General features: G+C 73.1%; 22 protein-coding genes. 13 read left to right on the top strand and 9 right to left on the bottom strand.

The window, feature by feature from the left end:
* Nucleotides 1-8: 8 nt before the first annotated feature.
* A complete protein-coding gene (locus NZH93_RS21825; RefSeq protein WP_259625007.1) occupies nt 9-872 on the top strand; it encodes a helix-turn-helix transcriptional regulator in 864 nt (287 codons plus the stop codon).
* Here NZH93_RS21825 and NZH93_RS21820 read toward each other — a convergent pair.
* Nucleotides 853-1,407, bottom strand: a complete 555-nt coding sequence (locus NZH93_RS21820) for a TIGR03086 family metal-binding protein (protein ID WP_259625006.1) — start codon at nt 1,405-1,407, stop codon at nt 853-855. The two genes, NZH93_RS21825 and NZH93_RS21820, sit on opposite strands and share 20 nt — an antisense overlap.
* A gap of 49 nt (nt 1,408-1,456) precedes the next feature.
* On the bottom strand, nt 1,457-2,284 hold the full coding sequence (locus NZH93_RS21815; protein WP_372506738.1) for an alpha/beta fold hydrolase: 828 nt from the start codon (nt 2,282-2,284) through the stop codon (nt 1,457-1,459).
* A 109-nt stretch (nt 2,285-2,393) separates the two neighbouring features.
* On the opposite strand from NZH93_RS21815, the gene NZH93_RS21810 reads away from it, so the two are divergent.
* The 4 genes from NZH93_RS21810 (at nt 2,394) to NZH93_RS21795 (ending at nt 6,624) form a co-directional block, all read left to right on the top strand.
* The gene (locus NZH93_RS21810; RefSeq protein ID WP_259625004.1) at nt 2,394-3,779 is read left to right on the top strand and encodes a GAF domain-containing protein; all 1,386 of its coding nucleotides are present in this window, start codon (nt 2,394-2,396) and stop codon (nt 3,777-3,779) included.
* Nucleotides 3,779-5,596 (top strand): NAD(P)/FAD-dependent oxidoreductase, encoded by a 1,818-nt coding sequence (locus NZH93_RS21805; RefSeq protein ID WP_259625003.1) that lies wholly within the window; start codon nt 3,779-3,781, stop codon nt 5,594-5,596. Before NZH93_RS21810 ends, NZH93_RS21805 begins: the two co-directional genes overlap by 1 nt.
* 105 nt (nt 5,597-5,701) lie before the next feature.
* Nucleotides 5,702-5,989 (top strand): hypothetical protein, encoded by a 288-nt coding sequence (locus NZH93_RS21800; RefSeq protein WP_259625002.1) that lies wholly within the window; start codon nt 5,702-5,704, stop codon nt 5,987-5,989.
* Nucleotides 5,986-6,624 (top strand): hypothetical protein, encoded by a 639-nt coding sequence (locus tag NZH93_RS21795; protein ID WP_259625001.1) that lies wholly within the window; start codon nt 5,986-5,988, stop codon nt 6,622-6,624. Before NZH93_RS21800 ends, NZH93_RS21795 begins: the two co-directional genes overlap by 4 nt.
* Nucleotides 6,625-6,661: 37 nt before the next feature.
* On the opposite strand, the gene NZH93_RS21790 is transcribed toward NZH93_RS21795, so the two are convergent.
* The 3 genes from NZH93_RS21790 to NZH93_RS21780 form a co-directional block, all read right to left on the bottom strand.
* On the bottom strand, nt 6,662-7,399 hold the full coding sequence (locus NZH93_RS21790; RefSeq protein ID WP_259625000.1) for a polyamine aminopropyltransferase: 738 nt from the start codon (nt 7,397-7,399) through the stop codon (nt 6,662-6,664).
* A gap of 53 nt (nt 7,400-7,452) precedes the next feature.
* Nucleotides 7,453-8,316, bottom strand: coding sequence for a CE1 family esterase (locus NZH93_RS21785; protein WP_259624999.1), 864 nt, complete (start codon nt 8,314-8,316; stop codon nt 7,453-7,455).
* A 66-nt stretch (nt 8,317-8,382) separates the two neighbouring features.
* Nucleotides 8,383-9,327 (bottom strand): NAD(P)-dependent alcohol dehydrogenase, encoded by a 945-nt coding sequence (locus NZH93_RS21780; RefSeq protein WP_259625172.1) that lies wholly within the window; start codon nt 9,325-9,327, stop codon nt 8,383-8,385.
* Nucleotides 9,328-9,434: 107 nt separating this feature from the next.
* On the opposite strand from NZH93_RS21780, the gene NZH93_RS21775 reads away from it, so the two are divergent.
* Together NZH93_RS21775 and NZH93_RS21770 are read left to right on the top strand one after the other, a co-directional pair.
* Nucleotides 9,435-10,091, top strand: coding sequence for a TetR/AcrR family transcriptional regulator (locus NZH93_RS21775; RefSeq protein ID WP_259624998.1), 657 nt, complete (start codon nt 9,435-9,437; stop codon nt 10,089-10,091).
* Between the two features lie 230 nt (nt 10,092-10,321).
* A complete protein-coding gene (locus tag NZH93_RS21770; protein WP_259624997.1) occupies nt 10,322-10,936 on the top strand; it encodes a DinB family protein in 615 nt (204 codons plus the stop codon).
* Here the strand turns inward: NZH93_RS21770 and NZH93_RS21765 are convergent.
* Together NZH93_RS21765 and NZH93_RS21760 are read right to left on the bottom strand one after the other, a co-directional pair.
* Nucleotides 10,890-11,477 (bottom strand): TetR/AcrR family transcriptional regulator, encoded by a 588-nt coding sequence (locus tag NZH93_RS21765; RefSeq protein ID WP_259624996.1) that lies wholly within the window; start codon nt 11,475-11,477, stop codon nt 10,890-10,892. The two genes, NZH93_RS21770 and NZH93_RS21765, sit on opposite strands and share 47 nt — an antisense overlap.
* Nucleotides 11,478-11,479: 2 nt before the next feature.
* Nucleotides 11,480-12,994 (bottom strand): MFS transporter, encoded by a 1,515-nt coding sequence (locus NZH93_RS21760; RefSeq protein WP_259624995.1) that lies wholly within the window; start codon nt 12,992-12,994, stop codon nt 11,480-11,482.
* A 116-nt stretch (nt 12,995-13,110) separates the two neighbouring features.
* On the opposite strand from NZH93_RS21760, the gene NZH93_RS21755 reads away from it, so the two are divergent.
* Nucleotides 13,111-14,247: an L-talarate/galactarate dehydratase gene (locus NZH93_RS21755; protein ID WP_259624994.1), complete on the top strand. Its 1,137-nt coding sequence runs from the start codon at nt 13,111-13,113 to the stop codon at nt 14,245-14,247.
* A 48-nt stretch (nt 14,248-14,295) separates the two neighbouring features.
* Here NZH93_RS21755 and NZH93_RS21750 read toward each other — a convergent pair whose 3' ends face one another.
* Entirely contained in the window at nt 14,296-15,378 is a 1,083-nt protein-coding gene (locus NZH93_RS21750) for a serine hydrolase domain-containing protein (protein WP_259624993.1), read from the bottom strand.
* A gap of 54 nt (nt 15,379-15,432) precedes the next feature.
* Nucleotides 15,433-16,506, bottom strand: coding sequence for an alkene reductase (locus tag NZH93_RS21745; protein ID WP_259624992.1), 1,074 nt, complete (start codon nt 16,504-16,506; stop codon nt 15,433-15,435).
* Between the two features lie 114 nt (nt 16,507-16,620).
* On the opposite strand from NZH93_RS21745, the gene NZH93_RS21740 reads away from it, so the two are divergent.
* The 5 genes from NZH93_RS21740 to NZH93_RS21720 all read left to right on the top strand — a co-directional run bounded on the left by NZH93_RS21740 (nt 16,621) and on the right by NZH93_RS21720 (nt 26,910).
* A complete protein-coding gene (locus NZH93_RS21740; RefSeq protein ID WP_259624991.1) occupies nt 16,621-16,998 on the top strand; it encodes a MerR family transcriptional regulator in 378 nt (125 codons plus the stop codon).
* Between the two features lie 52 nt (nt 16,999-17,050).
* Nucleotides 17,051-17,605 (top strand): TetR/AcrR family transcriptional regulator, encoded by a 555-nt coding sequence (locus NZH93_RS21735; RefSeq protein ID WP_259624990.1) that lies wholly within the window; start codon nt 17,051-17,053, stop codon nt 17,603-17,605.
* Nucleotides 17,606-17,630: 25 nt separating this feature from the next.
* Nucleotides 17,631-18,824 carry an MFS transporter gene (locus tag NZH93_RS21730; protein ID WP_259624989.1) on the top strand — a complete coding sequence of 398 codons (1,194 nt, stop codon included), beginning with the start codon at nt 17,631-17,633 and terminating at the stop codon, nt 18,822-18,824.
* A 318-nt stretch (nt 18,825-19,142) separates the two neighbouring features.
* Complete coding sequence (locus tag NZH93_RS21725; protein ID WP_259624988.1) at nt 19,143-23,513, top strand: discoidin domain-containing protein; 4,371 nt, start codon at nt 19,143-19,145, stop codon at nt 23,511-23,513.
* Nucleotides 23,514-23,622: 109 nt separating this feature from the next.
* Nucleotides 23,623-26,910 carry a hypothetical protein gene (locus tag NZH93_RS21720; protein ID WP_259624987.1) on the top strand — a complete coding sequence of 1,096 codons (3,288 nt, stop codon included), beginning with the start codon at nt 23,623-23,625 and terminating at the stop codon, nt 26,908-26,910.
* The last annotated feature ends 49 nt before the right edge of the window (nt 26,911-26,959 follow it).

Here is a 26,959-nt window from a genome sequence, read left to right as displayed (position 1 = left end):
CTGGAGCCGTGAACCTGTCCGAGCTCGGTGTCTTCCTGCGGTCTCGGCGCGCGCGGATCACGCCCGCCGAGGTCGGCCTGCCCGCCGGGCCGCGCCGTCGTGTGCCCGGCCTGCGCCGCGACGAGGTGGCCCAGCTCGCGGGCGCGTCCGTGGACTACTACATCGAGCTGGAACGCGGACGCGGCACGCAGCCGTCAGCGCAGATGCTCGGCGCACTGGCGAGGGCGCTGCGCCTGGACCACGACGAGCGCGACCACCTCTACCGGCTGGCGGACCGGCCGCCGCCCGCGACGACCGGCACGTCCTCCCACGTGCAGCCCGCCATGCTGGCGCTGCTGGACCGCCTGGACACGACGCCCGCGCGGATCATCACCGACCTGCACGAGACGCTGGCGCAGAACCGCCTGGCACGGGCCCTGCTCGGCGAGTCGCCCCGGCGGACCGGGCACGCGGCGAGCTTCGTGTACCGCTGGTTCACCGAGCCGGACGTCCGCACCGTCTACCCGGAGCCCGACCACCCGCACCACTCGAAGGTGCTGGTCCACGACCTGCGCGCCGCCGTCGCCCGCCGGGGGAAGGACCCGCGGACCGCCGACATGGTCGCGCGGCTGCTCCACACGGGCCCGGAGTTCACGGACCTGTGGGCCACCGGCGACGTGGCCGTGCGGCGCGGGGACCGCAAGCGGGTGAACCACCCGACCCTGGGCACGCTCGACATCCACTGCCAGAACCTCTTCAGCGAGGACGGCGGGCAGCGCCTCCAGTTCTTCACCGCGCCCGCGGGCAGCCCCGCCGTGGACCAGTTGCGGCTGCTGGGCGTGATCGGCATCCAGGACCTGGGGGAACAGGCCCCTACGGCGTCCGGCCGGTGAACGCGATCAGCCTGGTCCGCACGTCGGCGTCCTCGGCCACCTCGACCTTCGGCCCGTAGTGCCCGCTGGACCGCAGCGCCTCGTCCATCGCCTCCATGCCGCTCAGCAGCCGCTCGCACCGGTCCGGGTCGAGCCGCTCGTCCTGGCCGGTGGCGCGCGCCAGGTCCCAGGTGTGCAGGAAGACGTCGCTGGTGTAGAACATGTCGACCGCGCGGTCGAGCGGGACCTCACCGATGTGCGGGTTCTTCAGCACCCGGCCCGCGGTGGCCGGGTCGTCCAGCAGCGCCTGCACGCCGTCGCTGTGCGCGGTCCACGCGGCGACGGGGTCCTCGTCCGCGGACGGGCCCTTGGGCAGGTCGACGTCCGCGCCTGCCTTGAGGAACGCCGGGAACCACTCGACCAGGTGCCGCACCACGTCCCGCGCGACCCAGCCCTCGCACGGCGCCGGGTCGTCCCACGCCCCCGGCGCGACGCCGCGGACGCGGTCGGTGAACACCCCGGCGACGGTCCGATGCTCCTCTGCCGCACTGGTCATGACAGCCTCCTCGATCCGGTCCAGGCCGAGGACTCTAGTCCCCGCGCCCTCAGTCCACTTCGGACACGGCGTGGTCGAGGAAGTCGAGCACCAGCGGGCTCGCGGTGGCGCGGAACTCCTCGAAGTACGCGTGCCGCGCGCCGGGGACCAGCACGAGCCGGGCACCGGGGATCCGGTCCGCGAGCAGCGGCGCGTTGGCGGTCGGGTTGAACGAGTCGGCGTCCCCGTGCACCACGAGCGTGGGCGCCGAGATGTCCGGCAGCGCGTCCCACGCGTCGTGCAGGTTGCTGGCCGCCAGGTGGCCGCGCCGGGCGCGCGGGGACATGCCCCGGTCGCCGAGCGTGCGGTACGGGCCGGGGTGGGTGGCGAGCCACTCCGGTGTGTACATCAAGTCGAGCAGCGCGAGCCGGACCTTCGCGGCGTCCGGCACCGCCAGGGTCCGGCGCACCTCGTCGCTCCGCTCGAACCCGTGCCGCCCGCCGGGCGAGGTGCACCCGAGCACCAGCCCCCGGACGCGGGAGGGGTGCAGCGCGGCCACCCACTGCGCCACCCGCCCGCCCATCGACGTGCCGTAGACGTCGGCCCGGTCGACCCCGAGGTCGTCCAGCACGGTGATCACGTCCTCCGCGAACCGCCGAGTGCTGTAGGTCGACGGTGACTCGCCGCTGTCGCCGGTGCCCCGGTAGTCGAGGGTGATCGTGGTCCGCGAGCCGTGGAAGTCCTCGCGGACGTCGTCCCACCACTCGTGGCTGTTGGCCTGGCCGGACAGCAGGACGAGCGGGTCGCCGCCGCCCCGAACCTGGTAGGCGATGGCGACCCCGTCCGGGGCGGTGGCGTGCGGCACGTGTGGTGTCCCTCCTGAGCGGCTCCCCTTCATCCAACCCGACGCCCGCCGCTGCAACCCCGTTGCAACGGTTCCGCGCGTCTCATCAGGGCGGCAAGGTCTGCCAGGCAGGCCGGATACCCGACGACGAGGTCAGGTGACCATGCGCGAGAGCACGACGACCGTGGTGCCCGAGGCGCTGCGGGGCGACACTCGGGGTGTGACCCGCGACACGTCGACCTCCGGCCCGTTCGAATCCGCCGTGCCCGCGGGCGAGGACCCCGGCCGGTACGCCCACCTGCTCCGTCGGATCCGCGACGCCTCGCTGTCCGGCGACCGACCGCCCGCCGCCCCGCGCGACCTGGTCGGCGACTCGTGGCGGCGCGCGGTCGGCTTCGGCGTCGACCCGGACCACGGCCGAGAGCCCGCCGCCGCGCTGGGCCCCGACGAGGTGGAGCACCGGCGGCACCGCGGCAAGCTGGCCCGCACCCTGCCCGTGCTGGGCGACGTGCTGCTCCCGGCCGCCGAGGACGCCGGCCACGTGATGGTCGTGGTGGACGCCGAGGGCGTGGTCCTGTGGCGGGACGGGCCGCGCAAGATCCAGCGGCACGCCGAGCGCCTCGGGTTCGCGGTCGGCGCCACCTGGAGCGAGCGGCAGGTCGGGACGAACGCCATCGGCACCGCGCTGGCCGTCGGCAGGCCCGTCCAGATCTACTCCGCCGAGCACTTCGTGAAGTCCCACCACTCGTGGACGTGCGCCGCCGCGCCCATCCTGGACCCGGTCGACGGCGGCCTGCTCGGCGTCGTGGACGTGAGCGGCGCGGCGGCGACCGTGCACCCGAGCACCCTCGCGCTGGTGGACGCGGCGGCGAGGATGGCCGAGTCGTTCCTGCGCGAGGAGCACCACGGGATGCTCGACGCGCTGCGCGCCACCGCGTCGCCGCTGCTCGCGGGCACCCGCGACCCCGTTCTGGTGACCGATCCGCACGGCTGGGTGGCGGCGGCGGTCGGGGTGCCGCCGGTCGCGCGGATCGCGCTGCCCGCCGACCGGGGCAGCGACCACGTCTGGCTGCCGGAGTACGGGGCGTGCAGGCTCGAACCCGTGCCAGGCGGGTGGCTGGTCCGGGTCCTCGACGGCGCCGCCGCCGAACCGGCGCAGACCCGAGTCGCCCTCGCGCTCGACGACCCGCGCCAACCCCGGATCACCGTCGTGTCGCCGTCCGGCCGGTGGTCGCACCGGCTCAGCCCGAGGCACGCGGAGCTGGCGCTGCTGCTGGCGCTCGCCCCGAACGGCCGCAGCGGCGCGCAGCTCTCCGCCGACCTGTTCGGCTCACCCGACCACGTGCTCGCCGTGCGCGCCGAGGTGTCCCGGCTGCGCAGGCGCCTCGGCGGCCTGCTGCTGCACCGCCCGTACCGCTTCGCCGACTGGGTCGACGTCGAGGTCGCCTGCCCGGCGTCGCCCGACCTGCTCCTGCCCGCGTCCACGGCTCCGGCCGTGCGGCGCCTTCGGACCGCCCCCTCTCCCCCGAGCAGAACCGGAGTCGCCTGATGACCGAGACCCTGACCACGACCGACGCGGCGGCGAAGGTCACCGCGTGGCTCGCCGACTTCGAGTCGGCCCTCGCGTCCGGCGATACCGGCGCGGTGGCGGGCCTGTTCGGCGAGGAGTCCTACTGGCGCGACCTGGTGGCGTTCACCTGGAACATCGTCACGGTCGAGGGCCGGGACGGCGTGCGGGACATGCTCGCCGCGACCCTGGACCGGGTGCGCCCGCACGCGTTCCGGATCGCGGAGGACCTGGGCGGGGCGTCCGAGGGCGACGGCGTGGTCGAGTCGTGGATCGCGTTCGAGACGTCCGTCGGCCGGTGCGTCGGGCAGCTCCGGCTCCGCGACGGTCTGGTGTGGACGCTGCTCACCACGATGACCGAGCTGATCGGCCACGAGGAGCCGGTGAACGGCAGGCGTCCCAAGGGTGCCGAGCACGGCGCCAACCCGGACCGGAGGACGTGGCTGGAGCAGCGGACCGCCGAAGCCGAGGAGCTGGGTCGCACCACTCAGCCGCACACCGTGGTCATCGGCGGCGGGCAGGGCGGCATCGCGCTCGGCGCGCGGCTGCGGCAGCTCGGCGTGCCGACGATCGTCGTGGAGCGCAGCGCCCGCGCGGGTGACGCGTGGCGGGGCCGGTACAAGTCCCTCTGCCTGCACGACCCGGTCTGGTACGACCACCTGCCGTACCTGGACTTCCCGAAGAACTGGCCGGTGTTCGCGCCGAAGGACAAGATCGGCGACTGGCTGGAGATGTACGCGCGGGTCATGGAGCTGAACTACTGGACCTCCACCGAGGCGCTCAGCGCGTCCTACGACGCCGACGCTCGCGAGTGGACGGTCGTCGTCCGCCGCGACGGCGAGGAGATCACGTTGCAGCCCAGGGAACTCGTGCTCGCCACGGGCATGTCGGGCAAGGCGAACGTGCCGGTGTTCGAGGGCGCCGACACGTTCCGCGGCGACCAGCACCACTCGTCGAGGCACCCCGGCCCGGACGCCTACCGGGGCAAGCGGGCCGTCGTGATCGGCTCGAACAACTCCGCGCACGACATCTGCGCCGCGCTGTGGGAGAACGGCGTCGACGTGACGATGGTGCAGCGGACGTCGACGCACATCGTGCGGTCCGACTCGCTGATGCGGATCGCGCTGGGCGGCCTGTACTCGGAGGAGGCCGTCGCCGCCGGGATGACCACGCAGAAGGCCGATCTCACGTTCGCGTCGCTGCCGTACCGCATCATGCACGACTTCCAGATCCCGGTGTACGACGAGATCCGCAAGGTCGACGCGGACTTCTACGCGCGCCTGGAGCAGGCCGGGTTCCTGCTCGACTACGGCGACGACGACTCCGGGCTGTTCATGAAGTACCTGCGCCGGGGTTCCGGCTACTACATCGACGTGGGCGCGTCGGACCTGGTGGCCAACGGGGACATCAAGCTCCGGTCCGGAGTGGACGTCGCCCGGCTCACCGAGGACGCCGTCGTCCTGTCGACCGGCGAGGAACTCCCCGCCGACCTGGTCGTGTACGCCACCGGGTACGGCTCGATGAACGGCTGGGCGGCCGACCTGATCTCCCAGGAGGTCGCGGACAAGGTCGGCAAGGTGTGGGGGCTCGGCTCCGCGACGACCAAGGACCCCGGCCCGTGGGAGGGGGAGCAGCGCAACATGTGGAAGCCGACCCGGCAGGAATCGCTGTGGTTCCACGGCGGCAACCTGCACCAGTCCCGGCACTACTCGCTGTACCTGGCCCTCCAGCTCAAGGCCCGGTACGAGGGCGTCCCCACCCCGGTCTACGGGCTTCCCGAGGTGCACCACCTGAGCTGACCCACTTGGCGGACAACGGAAAAACGAATCGGGGCCGGGTAACGCGCGCGGCGTCGTCGGCGAGTGTCCTCGTGTCGGATCGTCGCCGAACGGAAGATGGCAAGGATGAGCGAGAAGATCCCGGTGGTCTCGACCGCCGAGAGCACGACGCAGGGGGTGGCGGGCAAGCCCGCGCCGAGGACGAAGGAGGTGGAGGAGTTCCGCGGCGGGCTGCCCTCGCCGGAGCGGCTGGCCGAGGCGGTGCTCGCCGACCTGGAACGGGACCTGCGAGACCTGCTCGCGACGGACCCGGACCTGGTGGGCGTCACGAAGGCCGAGGTGGCGGCGTGGCTGGCCACCGACGTCAAGCGCGCCTTCACCGCGGTCGCCGAGCACGGGTGGGAGCAGTCGTGAGCGCCATGCTGCGCCTGGCCGGGCGCGAGTCGCTGAGCAGGGCCACGTACACAAGGGTCGGGTACACCGCGCGCACGTTCCACACGACGCCCGTGCTGCGGCAGCGCTTCCCCGTGCTGACGCCGGAGCTGCGCCCGGAGTGGAACCAGCTCCTGGCGCAGACCGGGCAGGTGGTCCAGGCGGGCATCACCGACCTGTTGTCCCGGCTGTTCGGCCCCACCCCGGCCACCCCCGCCGCACCGCCCGCCCCGACGGGGCCGCAGCGGGTCAACAGCAAGCAACTGCTGCCGTCCGACCTGGTGCGGTTGCTCGACGAGAGCACGCGGTACGTGTGCCACCGCACCAACGAGGAGTCCGTCGGCACCTGCCAGGCGCCGCTCCGCGCCGAGACCGACCAGTCGCGGATGAAGAACCCGATGGCGCCCTTCGGCGTCTACGCGACGGTCGGCGTGCAGGGCATCGCGGACTACGGTCAGTACGGGATCGTCTACGACCGGTTCGGCGACCTGTTCTGGGCACCGCACGACCCGCCCGCGGTGCGGGCGGCGGTCGACTCGATCGCCCCCGACCGGGCCGTCGGCTGGTTCTTGCAGAAGCACCTGGAAGAAGCGCTGAAGTCGCGGCCGAAGCGCTGACGCCCTGATCCCCTTCCTCGGGGCGCCACGAGGAAGGTCAGGCGGGCACCTTCGCCAGGTACACCGTGTTCGTGGCTTCGCGGTCCTGCAACGGGTTCGCGAAGCTCACGACCTCGGCCCGCACGTCCGTGAACGCCTCCGCCAGCACGGCGGTGAACTCCTCGTCCGGCGGGTCGTTCGACCAGAGCGCGAACACCCCGCCCGGACGCAGGAGCGCCGCGATCCGGTGCAGCCCGGCGAGTTCGTAGAAATCGGCGTTGCCGGGGTGCAGCAGGTGCCGCGGCGAGTGGTCGATGTCGACGACGATCGCGTGGAACAGCCTGCCGGGGTCGTCCGGGATCAGCCCTTCGGGTGACCGCATCAGGGCGAAGAAGTCGCCGTTCACCAGCTCGCAGCGCGGATCGGCGGCGAGCGTCGCACCCGCCGGGATCAGGCCGCTCCGGTGCCACTCGATGACCTCGCCGAGCGCGTCGATCACGACCAGCGACCGCACGTCGGGGTCCTCCAGGACGGTGAGCGCGGTGTAACCGAGACCCAGCCCGCCCACGACCACGTCGAGCCCGGTACCGGGCAGTTCGGCGAGCGCGAGCCGCGACAGCTCCTCCTCCGCCACGGTGAACAGGCTCGACATCAGGAACTCGCCGCCGAGCTTGATCTCGTAGATGTCCTTGCCGTCCAGCGGGTCGCGGCGGCGGCGGAGGACGAGTTCACCCAGGGGTGTCGGCCGCCAGTCCAGTTCCTGGAACCGGGCGCTCACCGGGAGAGCCGTGCGCATGAGGTCATCGGCGGAGGGTACTCGCGGTCACGCCCCGGCACCGTCCACCTCGGTCAGGTGGCGATCCCGAACGCCTCGCCCAGCGCGTCCGACGCCACGAGGCTCCGGGTCTTCCGGCCCATGATGAACGGCGGCCGTCCCGGTCCGGGGACGACGTGCCCGCCGCCGTGGATCGTGTACAGCGTGACCGACGGCCGGCCGTCCTGCCGGAAGTCGGTCCTCTCCACCCTGGTCCGGTCCCCCTCGCGGCGGTCGAGGTCACGTGACTCGGCCGCGGTGGTGATGCCGTTGCGGGCCGCGAAGTACTCGGCGGTCTCCCGCGCGGACAGCCCGAGGCCGCGCGGCCGGAACCCCCACAGGCTCGCCATCCCGCCCTCGTACGGCACGAGCCGGTCCTCCGTGCCGTGGAACAGGACCACGGGCAGCGGCACGACCGGGCCGTCGAACGGCAGGAAGTTCTCCGGCACCGGCAGCGTGGCCGCCACCACCGCGACCCCGGCCAGCCGCGACGGGATCTCGTGCGCCAGCCGGATGACCATCGCCCCGCCCGCCGAGTAGCCGACGGCGTACGCGCGTGCGGGGTCGACCCGGTGGCGCTCCACCAGCAGGTCGATCACCGCTCCCGCGAAGCCGACGTCGTCGAACCCCTCGGACCGGGCGGCGAAGGCCGACGAGACGCGGGCGTCGTTCCAGTTCTTCTTGTGCCCGTCGAGGTAGGCGACGACCGCGCCGCGCTCGGCGAACCGGTCGAAGTCCCGCCCCGTGAACCGGCGGATGACGCGGGAGTCCTGGTTGGACCCGTGGAACACGAGCACCGCGGGCGCACCCGCCCCCACCTCGGGGGGCCGGACGACGGTCATCGTCCGCCGCCGCCCGTCCACCAGCACGGAGCCCTCCTCGACCACGAGCGCGCCCATGTCGACCACCCCACATCCAGATGCTTGAACTATTCACCTAGATGATTGACTTGCTCAAGCACTTAGTCAAACTCGCGAGACCCGGATCACGTGCTTCCCGCGCACCCCGCCCCGCTCCAGCGCCCGGTGCGCGACGGAGATGTCGGCCAGGTCGTGCACCGTGTCCACCACGGGCCGGAGCGCCCCGGCCTCCACCAGCGCGGTCAACTCGGCGAACAGCGCGTGCCGCGGGTCGCCGCTGAAGAACCGCACCCGCCGCGACCCGAACACCGTCGACAGCAGCACGTACCCGACGGACGCGACCGAGTCGAACGCGATCCCGACCATCCGCCCGCCCTTGGCGAGCAGGCCCCGGTACGCGGGCAGCGACGAGCCGACGGTGTCCAGCACGACGTCGAACTCCCCGAGGTCGCCCGGTCGGGTGGTCCGGTAGTCGAACACCTCGTGCGCGCCCAGTTCCCGCACCAGGTCGAGGCTCCCCGCGCCGGCGAGACCCGTGACGTGCGCCCCGTAGTGCCGTCCCAGTTGGACGGCGACGCTCCCCACCCCGCCCGCGGCGCCGCGCACGAGCAGCCGCTCCCCCGGCTTGAGGCGGGCGTGGTCGCGGAACGCCGTGATCACCGTCGTCGCGACCGGCAACGCCGCGGCGGCGACCAGGTCCAGACCGGCCGGGCTCAACGACAACCGCCGGGGGTCCACGGCCAGGTACTCGGCGACGGACCCGTGCACGAAGCGCGACACCATCCCCCAGACGTGGTCGCCGACCTTCGGGCCGGGCACGCCCTCGGCCGCCCGGACGACCTCACCGGTGAAGTCCACGCCCGTGCGCTTGGGGAACGCGCGGGGGAAGAACAGCTTCAGCTTGCCCGAGCGCAGCATCGGCTCGCCGCCGTTGACGCTCGCGCCGTGCACCCGGACCAGCACCTCACCGGGCTTCACGACCGGCATCGGCGCCTTCGCCTCGTACAGCACCTCCGGCGGTCCGTACCGGTCGTACTGGGCCACGCGCATCTCGTCCACGATACTCCTCCTCGAAACAAGTGGAGGGCTTCCTCCACTTGTTTCGACGCTAGCACGGGAATCGGAGGGTGCCCTCCACTTGAGTTAAAGTGAGAGGCATGACGACCGAGCCCTCTCGGATCCCCGCGGCGGAACCGCTGCGCGTGGACGCCAGGAACAACCGGACCCGGATCGTCGAGGCCGCGCGCGACCTCTTCGCCACCCAGGGCCTGGACGTGACGATGACGGACATCGCTCGCCACTCCGGCGTCGGCGTGGCCACCCTCTACCGCCGCTTCCCCACCAAGGACTCACTGGTGACCGAGGCGTTCGCCGAGCAGATCGAGCTGTGCGCCTCCGTCGTGGCCGACGCGCTCGCCGACCCTGACCCGTGGCGCGCCTTCCACACGGTCCTGGAGCAGGTGTGCGCCATGCAGGCCGTGGACCGGGGCTTCACCGGCGCGTTCACCTCGAGGTTCCCCGACTCCGCCACGTTCGACCAGCTCCGCGCCCGCGCCGAGCAGGGCTTCGGCGAACTCGCCGACCGCGCCAAGGCGTCGGGCCACCTGCGCGCGGACTTCACGTTCGACGACATCACGCTGCTGCTGATGGCCAACGGCGGCATCGTCGCGGACTCCCGCCGAACGGCGCTGGCCGCGTCCCGCCGACTCGTCGCCCTGATGCTGCACGCCTTCCGCGCCACCGGCGCCGAACCACTGCCACCCGCCCCGCACCTGGGGCTCCAGCACGTGGTCCGGCCACCGGCGGCGCACTGACCTACTGGAGCCCGTGCCGCCGATCGCCCATCACGATCTCGCACACACGGGCCTCCATCTCGGCGGAGAACGGCTCGTTCACCTGTTCCTGACCCATGGCCATCACCTCCGTGCCCATCGTGCGGCGACCTCGCCAAAAGCGCACGCGTCCTTGCCGTTCCGGCAAGAAATCGGGCTCGATCCCACCGATGACGGGGTCGGGCGCGGAGCACTGGTGCAGGCTCGTACCCGTGATCGACGATTTCGCGAAGGACTACCTGCACGGCGACCTGCGGGAGATCCGCGAAGCGGTGCTCCGGAAGCTCGACGGGCTGTCCGACTACGACGTCCGCCGCCCGCTGACCTCGACCGGGACCAACCTGCTCGGCCTGGTCAAGCACCTGTCGGTGACGGAGGCCCGGTACTTCGGCGAGGTCTTCGACCGGCCGTTCCCCGAGCCCGTCCCCCGGTGGGACGACCTCGACCGGCGCGGCACCGACATGTGGGCGACCGAGCACGAGACGCGCCAGGAGATCACCGACCGGTACCGGCGGGCCTGGGAGCACTCCGACGCGACGATCGCCGCGCTCGCCGTCGACTCCCCCGGCCACGTGCCCTGGTGGCCACGTCCGAACGTGATGCTGTTCAACGTCCTGGTCCACGTGCTCACGGAAACCGGTCGGCACGCCGGGCACGCCGACATCCTGCGCGAGCAACTGGACGGCGAGGTCGAGGGGAACGGGTCGGACCCGGCTTTCCGCGAGCGCAGGCGCGCCGAGGTCGAGCGGGCCGCCCGAGCGGCCTGTCCTGGCGAGCCGGTCAGCCCTCCGGTGCCAGGTGCGTCCACAGGTCCCGCTCCAGGGTGAAGCGGAGGAGTTGGCGTTCCAGCAGGCGCGCTTCGGCGTGGGGGACGGCGCCGCCCCACAGCGGGGCGGCGCTGGCGCCGTCGGCTGCGGCGACCACCAGTGCCAGGACGTGGTTCGGCAGGCCGTCGGCGCGGAGGTCGGTGGTCCAGCGGAGGGCGTCGGCGCGGACGAGTGCGGCGACCTCGGGCAGGGTGCCGAGTTGGACGACCAGCGCGGCGCTCTCGCGGAGCGCGACCTCGTCGTGGGACGAGGCGAGGCAGGCCTTCACGTAGGCGCGGGTGAGCCTGCCGGGCGTGTCGTCGGCGGGGTCGACGGCGGCGGCCACCTCCGCCCGGAAGGTCTCCAGCAGGTCGTGGGCGAGCGCTTGGACGAGGTCGTCCTTGGTCGCGAAGTGGTACAGCAGCCCACCCTTGGACACCTCGGCCCCACGGGCGATCTCGTCCAGGCTGGCGGCGATCCCGCGGGTGCGGATCACGGCGGCGGCCGCGTCGAGCAGGGTCCGGCGGGTCTCCTCCGGCGTGCGCCCAGCCTTGCGTGCCATGCTCATCCTCTTCCTGCCGTGCTCCCGGTGCCCGTGTTCTTACCGGAGGGGATGGTGCGCCAGGCGACCAGGGCCGCCGCGAAGGTGATCACCGCGGCGATCAGCGAGGTGACCTGCATGGCCGTGGTGAAGGCCTCCTTCACCACCGCCACCAGCGGCGAGGCGGGGTCCAGCGCGGCCAGCGCCGACGCCGCCGAGTCCTCGACGGCGGGACGGGCCGCGCCGGGCACGTCGAGGTTCGCCCGGTAGGCCAGGGTGACCACGGAGCCGAGCACCGCGATGCCGAGAACGACGCCGAGTTCGTAGGCGGTCTCGGAGATCGCCGACGCGGCGCCCGCGCGGTGGGGTGGCACCGCCGAGACGACCGCGTCCACGGTCAGCGTCATCGCGAGCCCCACGCCCAGTCCGACCGGCACGAGGGCCAGTCCCAGCCAGAGGTAGTTCTCGACGCCTTCGGCGACGGAGACCAGGAGCAGCCCGACCGCGGTGGCGGCCAGGCCGGTGGCCACGGCTCGACCGGTGCCCAACCGGGCGGCGGCGACGCCCACCACGCCGATGACCACCACCGAGGCGATCATCGTCGGCATCTCCGCCAGCCCGGCGACCAGCGGGCTGAACCCGCGCACGAGCTGGAGGTACTGGGAGAAGAAGAACAGCAGCCCGGTGAGCGCGAAGATCGCGATGACGTTCGCCAGCACCGCGCCGGTGAACGCGGCGTTGCGGAACAGCCCGACGTCGACCAGGGGGTGGTCCGCGCGGCGCTGCCGCCGGACGAACAGCACCGCGGCCGTCGCGCCGACCAGCGCGGAACCCGCCGTCCAGCCGTCGAGGCCGGAGCCGACGGCGTGCTTGACCGCGTACACCAGCGGCGTGATCGCGGCGAACGACAGACCGGCCGAGAGCAGGTCGAACCGGCCGGGGTCCGGGTTGCGGGACTCGGGGAGCAGCAGCGCTCCCGCGACCAGGAAGACGATCACGACGGGGACGTTGACCAGGAACACCGAACCCCACCAGAAGCGCTCCAGCAGCGCCCCGCCGACCAGCGGCCCCAGCGCCAGGCCGCCGCCCGAGCCCGCCGACCAGATCGCTATCGCCCTGGTGCGCTCCGCGGGGTCGGGGAACAGGTTGCGGATGATCGACAGCGTCGACGGCATGATCGTGGCACCGGCCACGCCCAGCAGCAGCCGGGCGCCGATGAGCATCTCCGCGCTGGTGGAGAACGCCGCCAGCAGCGACGCGGCCCCGAACGCGGCCGTGCCCACGAGCAGCACCTTCTTGCGGCCGACGCGATCGGCGAGCGTGCCGGTGGTGACCAGCAGCCCGGCCAGCGCCAGCGAGTAGACGTCGCCGATCCAGAGGACCTCGGTCGCGGTGGGCGCCAGGTCGCGGGAGAGGGACGGCACCGCCAGGTAGAGCACCGTGCCGTCGATCGCCAGCAGCAGGACCGAGCCCACCAGCACCGCCAGCGCGGCCCAGCGACGCCGGACGCCCGGAACGAGCTGGTTGTTCGTCGTCATGCTGAAACTGTACCGTCCAGACGGTGTAGTTCCAGCGGGTGTGACCGACCCGACGGCGGCGGGCCCACCTCCCGAGACCCCTGGCCCCCGCCGCCCCGACCGGCCACGCTGGCCCCATGGTCGACGAACCGACGGACCCGGACCGCATCGCCCGAATCCGCCTCTCCTCCCCCTACCTCCCGCTCCCCGTCCCGATCAGCGACGCCAAGGTCCTCACCGGCCGCCAGCGCCCCATGACGGAGGTCGCCTTCCTGTTCGCCGAGATCACCACGGCCCAGGGCCACGAGGGCATCGGTTTCAGCTACGCGAAGCGCGCGGGCGGGCCGGGGCTCTTCGCCCACGCCAAGGAGGTGGCGCCGGTGCTCCTCGGCGAGGACCCCAACGACATCGCCCGGCTCTGGACCACCCTGGTCTGGGCGGGGGCGTCGGTGGGCCGCAGCGGACTGGCGACCCAGGCGGTGGCGGCGTTCGACACGGCGCTGTGGGACCTCAAGGCGAAACGGGCGGGCCTACCGCTGGCCAAGCTGCTGGGCGCCCACCGCGACTCGGTCCGCTGCTACAACACCTCGGGTGGTTTCCTCCACACGCCGACGGAGCAGGTCCTGGAGAACGCCGACAGGTCGTTGGCGAACGGCATCGGCGGGATCAAGATCAAGGTCGGCGACCCCGCGCCGAACGCGGACCTGCGCCGCGTCGCGGCGGTCCGGGAACACCTGGGCGACGACGTCCCGGTCATGGTCGACGCGAACCAGCAGTGGGACCGCCCCACGGCCCAGCGACTGGGCCGAGCCCTGGAGGAGTTCGACCTCACCTGGATCGAGGAACCCCTCGACGCCTACGACACCGAGGGCCACGCGGCGCTCGCGGCGACCCTCGACACCCCCATCGCCACCGGGGAGATGCTGTCCAGCGTGGCGGAGCACTGGAACCTGATCCGCGACCGCGCCGCGGACGTCATCCAGCCCGACGCCCCGCGGATCGGCGGCATCACCCAGTTCCTGAAGCTGGCGGCGCTCGCCGACCACCACCACCTCCAGTTGGCACCCCACTTCGCCATGGAGATCCACGTCCACCTGGCGGCGGCCTACCCCCACGAGCCGTGGGTGGAGCACTTCGACTGGCTCGAACCCCTCTTCACCGAGCGGCTGCGCACCAGCGGCGGTCGCATGCACGTCCCCACCCGGCCGGGACTGGGCCTCACGCTCACCGACCAGGCCCGCGCCTGGACGCGCGCCACCCACGAGGTGACCTGACCGGTGTGGGCCGTTCCCGTTGCGGGGCAACGGGAACGGCCCACGGCCCTACAGCCCGCCGTAGGCGGCCATCACGATGCCCAGCCCCCGGTCGTCCCCCATCGGGCCCTCCTCCAGCATCCGGTTCATCACGTACGACACCACCATGCGCTGGTCCAGGTCGACCAGGACGACCGAGCCGCCCCACCCGCCCCAGGAGCAGGTCCGGCCCCGGAGCGCGTAGCCCATGCCGTACTGGATCTGGGCGCCCAGCACCTGGTCCTCGCCCGAGAACTGCTCCTCCAGCACCCGTTCGCAGCCCGCGGCGGACAGCAGCCGCACACCCCGCGCCTCACCGCCCGAGGCGAGCACGGACTGCACGGCGGCCACCGACCGGGCGTTGCCGAACCCGCTCGCCGACGGGATGTCGGCGCGCCGCCACGCCTCGGTGTTGGCCGCTTCCGCCGGGACGGGCGGGTTTCCGGGCCCTCGCGCCTCCAGTTCCGGCGCCCTGGTCTTCGCCGGGATGATCGGGGCGACCCGGTGGTCGTGCTCGGCCGCCAGTCCGATGTGGAAGTCCGCGCCCAGCGGGCCCGCCACCTCCTCGGCGAAGAACCTGCCGAGACCGCGACCGGTGACCCGGCGGACCACCTCGCCGATCAGGTACCCCTGGGTGACGGCGTGGTAGGCGCCGACCGTTCCCGGTTCCGAGGTCGGCGCCTGCTCCGCCAGCATCCCCGTGACGGCGGGCCAGTCGTAGAGCTGGTCGAACTCCACCGGCTTCGTCCAGGTGGACAGCCCCGAGGTGTGCCCGAGGACGTGCCGCACCAGCACGCCCTCCTTGCCCGCGGCGGCGAACTCGGGCCAGTACCGCGCCACCGGGGCGTCGAGGTCGAGCGCGCCGCGGTCGGCGAGGACCAGCGCGCACAGCGCGGTCATCGTCTTCGTGGTGGACCAGACACCGGTGATGGTGTCGCGTTCCCACGGGCGGGTGCGCTCCTCGTCGACGTACCCGCCCCACAGGTCGACCACGGGCTCACCGTCCACGTACACGGCGGCGGAAGCGCCCACGTCGTCCTTGTCCAGCGACGCCGCCAGGGCGTCGCGCACCGCTTCGAACCGTTCGTCGCAGGTGCCTTCGATGTCGGCCATGGGCGGTACCCAACCCGATTTTCCCTTCCAGGCCAACGGATTAAACGCGCGGCGTCAGCTCGCGTATTGGTAAGCCGGATAGGTCAGGTAGCCCGCGTCGCCTCCCTGGTAGTAGGTCGCCTCGTCGACCGGGGCGATCGGGAGCGCGTTGCGCAGCCGTTCCACGAGGTCGGGGTTGGCGATGAAGGCGCGGCCGAAGCTGATGAGGTCGGCGCCCAGCCCTAGCCAGTGGTCGGCTTCGGCCCGGCCCGCCTGCTTCGGTCCCATCGGCAGCACCGGGTTCACCACGAGCGTGCCCGGCCACGCGCGGCGCAGGTCGACCAGCAGCTCCTCCTCGGCGGTCGCCTCCAGGTGCACGTAGGCCACCTCCAGGCGGGCCAACTCGGTCAGCAGCGCGGTGTACAGCTCGGGCACGTCGGCGTCCTGGACGCCCCAGAACCCGGCGGCGGGCGAGAGTCGGATGCCGGTCCTGGCCGCGCCGACGGCGTCGACGGTCGCGGCCACCGCCTCGACGGCGAACCGGATCCGGTTGCGCACCGGGCCTCCGTAGCCGTCCGTGCGCAGGTTGGCGTTGCTGGAGAGGAACTGCGAGATCAGGTATCCGTTGGCACCGTGCAGTTCCACGCCGTCGAAGCCCGCGTCGACGGCGCGGCGGGCCGCGTCGCCGTAGGACCGGGCGTGCTCCGGGACCTCGGCGGTGTCCAGCGCGCGCGGCACCGGCGCGGGCTTCGGGCCGGTCGGGGTGAACACGTCGCCGACGGCGGCCACCGCGGACGGCCCGACGGGCTGGAAGCCGGTGGTGTCGGGGTGCGAGACCCGGCCGCCGTGCATGAGCTGGGCGAAGATCCGCCCGCCGTTGGCGTGCACGGCCTCGGTCACCTGGCGCCACGAGTCGACCTGCTCGTCGGTGTGCAGGCCCGGCGTGCCGGGGTTGGACTGGCCGACCAGGCTCGGCTGGACGCCCTCGGTCACGATCAGCCCGGCCGTCGCCCGCTGGGCGTAGTACGTCGCCATCGACGGCGTCGCCAGACCGCCCGCGGCGGCCCGGACCCTGGTCATCGGCGCCATCACCACTCGGTTGGGCAGGGCGAGGTCGCCGAACCGGTACCGGTCGAAAAGGGTCGTCACGTCTGTGCTCCTCAGCAGTCCCGATCGCCCGTCCAGGGCGTCTGCCGCTACGCTAAAACCTCACATGGATGTCAGAGGCAAAGACTTGTGCCGCAGGCCACACCGGAGGACTGGATGCGCATCGGGGAACTGGCGACGCGAACCGGGGTCAGCGTGCGATCCCTGCGCTACTACGAGGAGCAGGGACTGCTCAGCAGCACCCGTGCCGCGAGCGGCCAGCGGCACTACACGGACCACGAGGTCGAGCGGGTGGCGTTCATCCAGCGGCTGTACGCCGCGGGCCTGTCCAGCCGCACCATCGCCGAGGTGCTGCCCTGCGCGGAGTCGCCGAGCGAGGAGAACTCCGACGCCGCGCTGGAGCGGATGACCCAGGAACGCGACCGGCTGTCCGCGCACATCGACGACCTGGTCCGCACGCGCGACGCGCTCGACGGCCTCGTGGCCGCGAACCGCGCGCACCGGGCGACCCTCGTGGCGGCGTCGGGGCAGTGATCCCGGCCGCTCGCGGCCGTCGCGGGACCGATCGTTATGTACGCTCGTACACATGGAGGCCTCGACCCGCCGAGCACGGCGGCACGACCCGGACCGGCGTGACAAGCTCATCGCCGCCACGCTCGACATCATCGCCGAGCACGGCGTCGCGGGCGTCTCGCACCGGACGGTGGCGCGCGCCGCCGACGTGCCGCTCGGGTCGACGACGTACCACTTCACGTCGCTCGACGACCTGCTGGCCGCGGCGTTCACCCGGCACGCCGACTCGATCGCCGGGGTCTTCGAGGAGCGCATGCGCGCCGCGCCCGACCGCGCTGCGGCGATCGAGTCCGTGGCCGAGCACATCTCCGGTGACCTGCTCGACGCGAACCACGACCTGGTGCTCAGCGTCGAGCTGTACGGGGCGGCGGCGCGGAAGCCCGTGCTGCGCGCGGTGACGCAGGCGTGGATGCGCCGCAGCCGCGAGGCGCTGGAACACCACTTCGACCCGACCACCGCACGGGAGGTCGACGCGCTGATCGAGGGGCTCGTGCTGCACAGCGCGCTGTCCACCGACCCGATGACCCCGGCGCAGGTCCGCGCCGCGCTGCACCGCTTCCTCCCCTGATCACCCCTGCCCCGACGGGATAGCCATGGCCATCGTCACCCCCACCGCCCCGGCGCGCGCCGCTCGCGCCGCCGTGGCGGCCCTGTTCCTGACCAACGGCGCTCTCTTCGCCAACGTGGTCCCCCGCTACCCCGAGATCAAGTCCGGCCTGGAGCTGAGCAACACCGTCCTGGGCGCGGCGCTCGCCGGGTTCCCGCTCGGCGCGCTGGTCGCGGGCCTGCTGGCCGCCGCCGCGATCCGCCGCTTCCGGTCGTCCCGCGTGGCCGCGCTCGGCATCGTCCTGCTCGCCGCCACGACCCTGCTGATCCCGCTCGCGCCGAACTGGCTCGCGCTCGGCGCGGTCCTGTTCGTCGTGGGCGCGCTGGACGCCGTGGTCGACGTCGCGCAGAACGCGCACGGCCTCCGCGTGCAACGCCTCTACGGCCGGTCCATCGTCAACTCGTTCCACGGCGTGTGGAGCATCGGCGCCGTCCTGGGCGGCCTGATGGGCGCCGCCGCCGCGGGTCTCCGCGTGCCGCTCGCGATCCACCTCGGCTTCTCCGCCGCGCTGTTCAGCCTGGTGGCGCTCGTCGCGTACCGGTTCCTGCTGCCCGGCCACGAGGACGCCGAGCGCACCGAGCCCACCGCCGCCCCGGCGTCCCGCCGGGTGTTCGCGGGCACGGCGATCAAGATGCTCGCCGCGCTGGGCGTCCTCGCCGCGTGCGGCGCGCTGGTCGAGGACGCGGGCGCGTCGTGGGGCGCGATCTACCTCAGCGGCGACCTGCGCACCAGCGCCGCCACGGCGGGTCTGGCGTTCGTCGCGCTCCAGGTCGCCATGACCGTCGGCCGCCTCACCGGCGACCGCGCGGTGGACAGGTTCGGCCAGCGCACGGTCGTCCGCGCGGGCGGGGCGTTCGCCGCCGTGGGCATGGGCCTGGCGCTGGCGGTCCCGACCGTCGGCACCGCGCTCGCGGGCTTCGCGCTGGCGGGACTGGGCGTCGCCACCCTCGTCCCGGCCGCCATGCACACGGCCGACGAGCTGCCCGGTCTGCCCAACGGCGTGGGCCTGACCGTGGTGAGCTGGTTGCTGCGCGTCGGTTTCCTGCTGTCGCCGCCGATCGTCGGCGTCATCGCCGACCTCAGCAGCCTGCGCGTCGGCCTGCTCAGCGTGGTGTTCGCGGGCGTGGTGACGGTCGTCCTCAGCCGCGTCCTGGTGAACCGGACGGGCGAGACCGCCTAGCGCCCCGTCGGGCTCCGGGGGTACCGGGGCGAGGAGCACCTTCGAGGGGCGGACCGCTACTGGTCCGCCCCTCGAAGCACGTCCGGGCTTGATCAGCATAAGTCGAATTCTTACGTCAATCAGTCAAGTTATTGCGTTCAGTTCACGCCATGTTGCATCCTGGTCACCGTTCCGTGAACGAGGAGGCCCACGATGGCGTGACCCTCGGCTGCTCCCCCGACGACTCCTCGCTGCTCGCGCGACGCCCTGTCCGCGCACCCACCGCCACGTCCCCCCCGAGTGGCACCCCCCTGCCGTCCCGACAGAGACGAAAACGCCATGAACCAGTTCAGCAGGCGGCTGACCAGCGGATTGCTCGCGGTCGGCCTCATCGCCCTCGGCATGTCGCCGCCCATCGCGTCGGCGGCGGGCGGCCCCAACCTGGCCTCCGGCAAGACCGCCACCGCGAGCGCGTCGAACGGGAACCAGCCGGCCTCCAACGTCAACGACGGCAACCAGGCCACCTACTGGGAGAGCCCGAACAGCGCCTTCCCGCAGTGGGTGCAGATCGACCTCGGCGCCGGTGTCGACGTCGACCAGGTGGTCCTGAAGCTGCCCCCGGCCTGGAAGGCGCGCACGCAGACGCTGAGCGTGCAGGGCAGTTCCACCGGCACGGCGTTCAGCGCGCTGTCGACGTCGGCGGGCCGGGTGTTCGACCCGGCCACCTCGAACACGGTCACGGTGAACTTCACCGCCGCGAGCGTCCGGTACGTGCGGGTGGACGTCACCGCGAACACCGGCTGGCCCGCGGCCCAACTCGCGGAACTCCAGGTGTTCGGGGCGGGCGGGTCGTCGGCGAACCTGGCGCAGGGCAAGACCCTGTCGGCGTCGAGCGCGCAGGCCGGTTACGGCGCGGGCAACGGCAACGACGGCGACCAGAACTCCTACTGGGAGAGCGCCAACAACGCGTTCCCGCAGTGGCTCCAGGTCGACCTCGGCGCGTCCGCGACCGTCAACCGGGTCGTGCTGAAGCTGCCCGCGGGCTGGGGGTCGCGCACGCAAACCCTTGCCGTGCAGGGAAGTGCGAACGGGAGCGCGTTCACCGACCTCGCCGCGTCCGCGCAGCACAGCTTCACCCCCGCCAACGGGAACGCGGTGACGGTCTCCTTCACCGCGGCGAGCACGCGCTACGTGCGGGTCGCGATCACGGCCAACACCGGGCACCCCGCCGGGCAGCTCTCGGAGTTCGAGGTCTACGGCCCGAGCACCGGCGGTGACGGCGTCGCCCCGACCGCGCCCGGCTCGCTGGCGTTCACCGAGCCCGCCGCGGGCCAGATCCGGCTCACCTGGACCGCCTCCACCGACAACGTCGGCGTCACCGGCTACGACGTCTACGCCAACGGCCAGGTGCGCGGCACGGTCGCGGGCACCGTCCTGACCTACACCGACACCCAGCCGTCGAGCGCGACCGTCGAGTACTACGTCCGCGCGCGGGACGCGGCGGGCAACCAGTCGGCGAACAGCAACCGCGTCACCCGCACCGGCCAGGGTTCCGGCGACACGACGCCGCCGAGCGCCCCCGGCGGTCTCGCGTTCACCGAGCCCGCCGCGGGCCAGATCCGACTCACCTGGACCGCGTCCACCGACAACGTCGGCGTGACCGGCTACGACGTGTACGTCAACGGGCAGTCCACGAGCGTGGCGGGCGGCCAGCTCACGTTCACCGACACCCAGCCCGCCACCGCGACGGTCGAGTACTTCGTCCGGGCCCGCGACGCGGCGGGCAACCAGTCCACCGACAGCAACCACGTGACCAGGACCGGGCAGAACACCGGCGGCGCGAACCTGGCGCGCGGCAAGGCGATCGAGGCGTCCTCCACGGCGTTCTCGTTCGTCGCGGCCAACGCCAACGACGACAGCACCAGCACGTACTGGGAGTCCGCCGGGTTCGAGTCGACCCTGACGGTGAAGCTCGGCTCCAACGCCGACGTCTCCTCGGTCGTGCTCAAGCTCAACCCCGACCAGGCGTGGGGCGCTCGCAGCCAGACGCTCGAGGTGCTCGGCCGCGAGCAGTCCGGCACGACCTTCGGGTCGCTGAAGGCGTTGGCGAGCTACTCCTTCGCCCCCGCCGCGCAGAACACCGTGACGATCCCGGTCACCGGGCGGGTGGCCGACGTGCGGCTGCGCTTCACCGCCAACACCGGCGCCCCCGGCGCGCAGGTGGCCGAGTTCCAGGTCGTCGGCACCCCGGCGCCGAACCCGGACCTAGTGGTCACCGGTACGACGTGGACGCCCGCGTCGCCGAACGAGACCAGCGCGATCTCCTTGTCCGCCACGGTGAAGAACATCGGCACGGCGCCCGCCGCCGCGTCCACGGTGGACTTCAGCCTCGCGGGAGCGGTCGTGGGCGGCACGCCGGTCGGCGCGCTCGCCGCGGGTGCCTCGGCCACCGTGTCGCTCGCCGTCGGGCCTCGGCCGATGGGCAGCTACACCGTCTCCGCGCTGGTCGACCCGGCCAACCGGGTCGTCGAGCAGGACGACGCCAACAACCGCTTCACCGCGGCCACGCCGCTGGTGGTCGCGCAGGCCCCCGGACCGGACCTCCAGGTCACCGGCATCACCACCACCCCGTCGAACCCGGCGGTCGGCGCGGCCGTGTCGTTCACCGTGGCGGTGAACAACCGCGGCACCACGGCGGTCGCCGCGGGCACGGTCACCCGCGTCTCGGTCGGCGGCACGACGCTCAACACCAACGCCGGGGCCATCGCGGCCGGGGCGACGGTGTCCGTGGCCATCAGCGGGACGTGGACGGCCACCAACGGCGGGGCCACCATCACCGCCACGGCCGACGCGACCAACATCGTCGCGGAGACCAGCGAGACCAACAACACCGCCACCCAGTCCATCGTGGTCGGACGCGGCGCGGCGGTGCCGTACACCGAGTACGAGGTGGAAGCCGGGCGCTACCAGGGCACGCTGCTCACGGCGGACCCCCTGAGGACGTTCGGGCACACCAACTTCGCCACGGAGTCCTCCGGGCGGCAGTCGGTGCGGCTGACCGGCACCGGGCAGTTCGCGGAGATCACCTCGACGAACCAGGCCAACTCGATCGTCGTGCGCAACTCCATCCCGGACGCGCCAGGCGGTGGCGGCATCGACGCCACGATCAGCCTGTACGTCAACGACGTGTTCGCGCAGAAGCTGACGCTGTCGTCGAAGCACAGTTGGCTCTACGGCAACGTGGACGGCCCGGAGGCGCTGACCAACACGCCGCAGGCCGACGCGCGGCGGCTGTTCGACGAGTCGCACGCGCTGCTGCCCACCAGCTACCCGCCCGGCACGAAGTTCAAGCTCCAGCGCGATTCCGGTGACACGGCGTCGTTCTACATCCTGGACCTGATCGACCTTGAGCAGGTCGCCCCGGCGGCGAGCCAGCCGTCGGGCTGCACGTCGATCACGTCCTACGGCGCGGTCGCCAACGACGGCGTGGACGACACGGACGCGATCCAGCGGGCCGTGACGGACGACCAGAACGGCGTCATCGGCTGCGTGTGGATCCCGGCCGGGCAGTGGCGGCAGGAGAAGAAGATCCTCACCGACGACCCGCTGAACCGCGGCCAGTTCAACCAGGTGGGCATCAGCAACGTCACGATCCGCGGCGCGGGCATGTGGCACTCGCAGCTCTACACGCTGACCGAGCCGCAGAACGCGGTGGGAAGCATCAACCACCCGCACGAGGGCAACTTCGGGTTCGACATCGACAAGAACACGCAGATCTCCGACATCGCGATCTTCGGCTCCGGCCGGATCCGCGGCGGTGACGGCAACGCCGAGGGCGGCGTCGGCCTCAACGGCCGCTTCGGCACCGGCACGAAGATCAGCAACGTGTGGATCGAGCACGCGAACGTCGGTGTCTGGGTCGGCCGCGACTACGACAACATCCCCGACCTGTGGGGACCGGCGGACGGCCTGGAGTTCAGCGGGATGCGGATCCGCGACACCTACGCGGACGGCATCAACTTCTCCAACGGCACCAGGAACTCCAAGGTGTTCAACTCGTCGTTCCGCACGACGGGTGACGACGCGCTGGCGGTGTGGGCCAACAAGTACGTGAAGGACCAGAACACCGACGTCGGCCACGACAACCACTTCACCAACAACACGATCCAGCTCCCGTGGCGCGCCACGGGCATCGCGATCTACGGCGGGTACGGCAACTCCATCGAGAACAACCTGGTGTACGACACGATGAACTACCCCGGCATCATGCTGGCGACCGACCACGACCCGCTGCCGTTCTCGGGCACGACGTTGATCGCCAACAACGCCCTGTACCGCTGCGGCGGCGTGTTCTGGGGCGAGGACCAGGAGTTCGGCGCGCTCACGCTGTTCGCGGCGAACAAGGACATCACCGGTGTGACCATCCGGGACACCGACATCGTCGACTCGACCTACGACGGCATCCAGTTCAAGACCGGCGGCGGCACCATGCCGGGCGTCGCGATCAGCAACGTGAAGATCGACAGGTCGAACAACGGCTCGGGCATCCTCGCCATGAGCGGCGCCCGCGGCAGTGCCACGCTCACGAACGTGACCATCACGAACTCGGCCCAGGGCAACGTCCTGATCGAGCCCGGTTCGGGTTTCACGATCACCGGCGGCACCACCGCGTCCGCGTCCAGGACCACGAAGGCGGGTGGTCCCAGGTAGGTCGGCGGCCGGGCGTTCCGCGCGGGACGCCCGGCACCACCTCGCCGTCCGGGGGCGTTTTCGGTAAACGACTGGCGACCGGCCCTTTCGGACACGAGAATCACCGCCCGTGACCACTTCCGCACGACGACTGCTGCGCACGCTCGACCCGCTGCCCTTCGGCGCCCGGCAGAAGCTGCTGTCCGAGACCGCTCGGCGGTTGGCGGGCTCGGCCGAGCTGGACGCGCTGCTGCGCGACCTCGACGCCGACGGGGCCACCAGGCGGATGGCGTTGCAGATGGCGTACGTGGCCGGGCACGGCGACCACGTGCGGTCCTGCCTCGCGGCGCGGGAGACCGCCGTGGTGCGGCACGCGCTGGGCGCGGCGATCCGGCTCGGGCTGCCCGCGGAGGTGTTCCTGGAGCGGCTGCCGCACCTGCCGACCGCGCTGCGCCGCGTCCTGTACACGGGGGTGCGGCGGCGCAAGGCGTCGGCGCTGGCGGACGCGCTGCTGCCCGCCGTCCGGGCGGCGTACGGGGACGGGGAGGCCGCCGCGCTGCTGGCCGCGTGCTCACCGTCCGTGGTCGCCGCCGAACTCCCCGGACTGGCGCACGCCGTCGCGAACTGGTCCCCGATCGGCCGCACCCACCCCGACGAGCTGCTGGACCTGGTCGACGCCGAGCTGGCGGCGGTGTCGACCGAGTGGTGGCCGAGGGTGTGGGACCGGGTGGCCGCCGGGGTCGCGGCGGCGGTGCTGCCGCGCCCCGACCGGGTGCTGGACCTGGTGGAGCGGACGCTGCCGCACGTCCCGCTGCCCTGGGCGCTGGTGGGCCGGATGGGCGTGCTGGCCCGCCACTCCCCCGACCGCGTGGCGCGGGTGCTGCTCGACCCGCGCCGCACCGGGACCACGCCGGACCGGCGGTCGCTGTGGCAGGCGCTGACCGGGCTCCCCGAGGCCGACCTGGTCGGTCTGGCGCGGCTGCTCGACGGCGCCCCGCTGGTGCGGTTCCTGCACGCGCTGCCGCCGTCGCGCCGCGCGGCCGTCTACGGGGGCGCGGTCGGCGGGCGCGCGGACGTGTCGCTGGAGGCCGTGGACGAGCTGCCCGCCGCCGCCCGTGCCGCCGAGGCGCGCAGGCTGCTGGCGTTGCGCGCCACCGCGGACGACCCGTCGCGGCGGCTCGCGGTGACCGCCCGGCTGGCCTGGGCCGACGCGGAGCCGGTGCTGTTCGAGGCGACGAAGCGGGCGACGGCGGACGAGCGCCGCGAGGCGTACCCGCTGTACGTCTCGGCGGCCGCGGCGAGCCGTGACCCCGAGGTGTTCGCGGCGGTGCTCGGCACCCTCACCAGGCTGCCGAACGAGCAGGACCCGGTGCGGGCGGCGGCGCTCGGCGCGCTCGCGGCCGTGCCCGCGTGGCTGTTCCGCCCGGCCGAGGCCGACCTGCTGGTCAAGCTGGTGGTCGACGCCGCGCAGGCGCGGGACTGCTCGTGGACCACGCAGCACGCCGTCAGCACGCTGGCGGCCTCGCTGATCCGCGAGGGAGCCGTGTCGCGCCGACCCGAGCTGGTCGACGCGGGTCTGGCCGGGCTGGAGAGCATGGGCAGGCACCTGTCGTGGATCACTCTGGACCGCCTGGACGAGTCCCTGCCGCGCGGCGCGGAGCACCTGGTGTTCGACGCGCTGCGCGACCGGTTCGCGGTGGACGCGGCGCGCGGCCGGTACGCGGTGCTGCTGGCGCTGGCGTCCGGGCTGCGGCGCCGGGCGTGGCACCTGGCCCCGCTCCAGGACCTGCTGGACCAGGCCCGGTCGGCGAAGGACGACGCCGTGGTGCGCCGGGCGGTGGACCTGTGGCTCCAGCCGCCCGCGACCCGCGACGAGCGGGTGGAGCGGGTGTTCCGCGGCGACCGGTCCACGATCACGATCCCGTCGGTGCTGAACGCGATCGGCTTCCGGCGCACCGACCTGCTCGACGACGTGATCGGCAAGCCGCTGCACGGCCGGTTCCTCAGGCGCGGGGTGCGGTACGTGCCGCCGTTCCACGGCTGCTTCCCCCGGTGGCAGGCACGCCAGACCGCCGCGTACGCGGCCGAACTGGACGCCATCGCCTCGGCCCGGCGCGTCCCCGTGCACGAGCGGGCCACCGCGGTGCGCTCGCTCGGGCGGGTGCCGGGGACGGTGGACCTCGTGCGCGCGCACGTGACCGACCGCGAGGTCCAGGTGGTCGAGGCGGCGCTGGGCGCGCTGGCGTGGACCGACGAACCCGGCGACGTGCTCGGGGACCTGCTCGCCCACGTCGACACCGACCGGGCGCGGGTGGCCGTGTACGCCGTGACCCGGTGCGCCCGGTTCGTCGCGCCGGATCGGCTGCGCGACCACCTCGGCGCGCTGCTGGCGAGCCCCAAGGTCACCTCCCGCAAGGAGGCGGTCCGGCTGCTGGCCGAGCACCACGTGCCGGGAGCCGCGGCGCTGCTCACGGCCGCGTGGGACGGTCCGCACGGCCACCGGGACGTGCGGCGGGCGCTGGTGTGGGCGACCGGGTGGTTCCTGGACGACGAGGCCGCGTGGGACCTGCTCGCGAAGGCCGTGGCCGCCGAACTCGCGGTCGCGGTGACAGTGCTCGACCGGTCGCCGTTCTCCGTGGCCCCGCGCCACCGGGCCCGCTACGCCGCGCTGGTCCGCGCGGTCGTCGAGGTCCCGGCCCAGGACCCGGTCGTGCTGAGGCACGCGACGCTCCCGCTGTGGGCCACCCTGGACGCGGCCTTCACGCCGCTGCTGGTGGACCTCGTGTCCGACCTCGACACCACCGCGACGTGGTCTCCCGCGCTGACCGCGCTGCTGGAGGTGTCCGGTGTCGCGGGCGACGTCGAGCCGTTGCGGGCGGCCGTGGCCCGGCTGCTCGCGGTCGGCGACCGGTTCGACGCGGAGGCCGACCGCGACCTGCCCGCCCGGCGGCGGATCGGCGCGCTGGTCCGGCTGGTGGTGGACCGTCGGAGGTCACCCGTCATGAGGCGGGCGGCGCTGGCGCTGTCGGAGGACCTGGCGGTGGTGCCGGAGCACCGCGGGTCGGCCATCGCGCTCGCCGTCGCCACGGTGCCGTGGGCTGACGACCCGCTTCCCCGGCTGCGCGAGGTCGCCCGGCTGGCCGACCGGCCGGTGCTCGCCGAGCGGGCGCGGGCCGAGCTGGCCGGGCAGGTCGACGCCGCGGTGCGGCTGCTGCCGCGCGAGCGCGTCCGGGAGATCGCCGGGGCGCTGGCGGTCGAGGGACCGGGCGCCGCCCGGCTCGCGCTGGCGATCACGTCCGTCGCCGGGCCCGACACCGGCTGGCCCGAGCACTGGCGGTCGCTGCTGCGCGCGTTGCGCGGGCACGAGGACCCGGACGTGCGCCTGGCCGCGCTGGACACCGTGACGGCTCCGGAGTGAGCACCGCGGGGGTGGCCGGCCCCGGGGGCGGCCCCCCCCCCCGGGTCAG

It is taken from the genome of Umezawaea endophytica, from assembly GCF_025061645.1.
GTDB lineage: Bacteria > Actinomycetota > Actinomycetes > Mycobacteriales > Pseudonocardiaceae > Umezawaea > Umezawaea endophytica.
The sequence above is the reverse complement of the archived record's forward strand: the minus strand, read 5'-3'. Positions and strand labels throughout refer to the sequence as shown.

Bases quoted from the DNA above. Each gene is read 5' to 3' on its own strand.
- NZH93_RS21820 (WP_259625006.1), bottom strand. From the start codon at position 1,407: ATGACCAGTGCGGCAGAGGAGCATCGGACCGTCGCCGGGGTGTTCACC.
- NZH93_RS21815 (WP_372506738.1), bottom strand. From the start codon at position 2,284: ATGAAGGGGAGCCGCTCAGGAGGGACACCACACGTGCCGCACGCCACC.
- NZH93_RS21810 (WP_259625004.1), top strand. From the start codon at position 2,394: ATGCGCGAGAGCACGACGACCGTGGTGCCCGAGGCGCTGCGGGGCGAC.
- NZH93_RS21805 (WP_259625003.1), top strand. From the start codon at position 3,779: ATGACCGAGACCCTGACCACGACCGACGCGGCGGCGAAGGTCACCGCG.
- NZH93_RS21800 (WP_259625002.1), top strand. From the start codon at position 5,702: ATGAGCGAGAAGATCCCGGTGGTCTCGACCGCCGAGAGCACGACGCAG.
- NZH93_RS21790 (WP_259625000.1), bottom strand. From the start codon at position 7,399: ATGCGCACGGCTCTCCCGGTGAGCGCCCGGTTCCAGGAACTGGACTGG.
- NZH93_RS21785 (WP_259624999.1), bottom strand. From the start codon at position 8,316: ATGGGCGCGCTCGTGGTCGAGGAGGGCTCCGTGCTGGTGGACGGGCGG.
- NZH93_RS21780 (WP_259625172.1), bottom strand. From the start codon at position 9,327: ATGCGCGTGGCCCAGTACGACCGGTACGGACCGCCGGAGGTGCTGTAC.
- NZH93_RS21775 (WP_259624998.1), top strand. From the start codon at position 9,435: ATGACGACCGAGCCCTCTCGGATCCCCGCGGCGGAACCGCTGCGCGTG.
- NZH93_RS21765 (WP_259624996.1), bottom strand. From the start codon at position 11,477: ATGGCACGCAAGGCTGGGCGCACGCCGGAGGAGACCCGCCGGACCCTG.
- NZH93_RS21760 (WP_259624995.1), bottom strand. From the start codon at position 12,994: ATGACGACGAACAACCAGCTCGTTCCGGGCGTCCGGCGTCGCTGGGCC.
- NZH93_RS21755 (WP_259624994.1), top strand. From the start codon at position 13,111: ATGGTCGACGAACCGACGGACCCGGACCGCATCGCCCGAATCCGCCTC.
- NZH93_RS21750 (WP_259624993.1), bottom strand. From the start codon at position 15,378: ATGGCCGACATCGAAGGCACCTGCGACGAACGGTTCGAAGCGGTGCGC.
- NZH93_RS21740 (WP_259624991.1), top strand. From the start codon at position 16,621: ATGCGCATCGGGGAACTGGCGACGCGAACCGGGGTCAGCGTGCGATCC.
- NZH93_RS21735 (WP_259624990.1), top strand. From the start codon at position 17,051: ATGGAGGCCTCGACCCGCCGAGCACGGCGGCACGACCCGGACCGGCGT.
- NZH93_RS21730 (WP_259624989.1), top strand. From the start codon at position 17,631: ATGGCCATCGTCACCCCCACCGCCCCGGCGCGCGCCGCTCGCGCCGCC.
- NZH93_RS21725 (WP_259624988.1), top strand. From the start codon at position 19,143: ATGAACCAGTTCAGCAGGCGGCTGACCAGCGGATTGCTCGCGGTCGGC.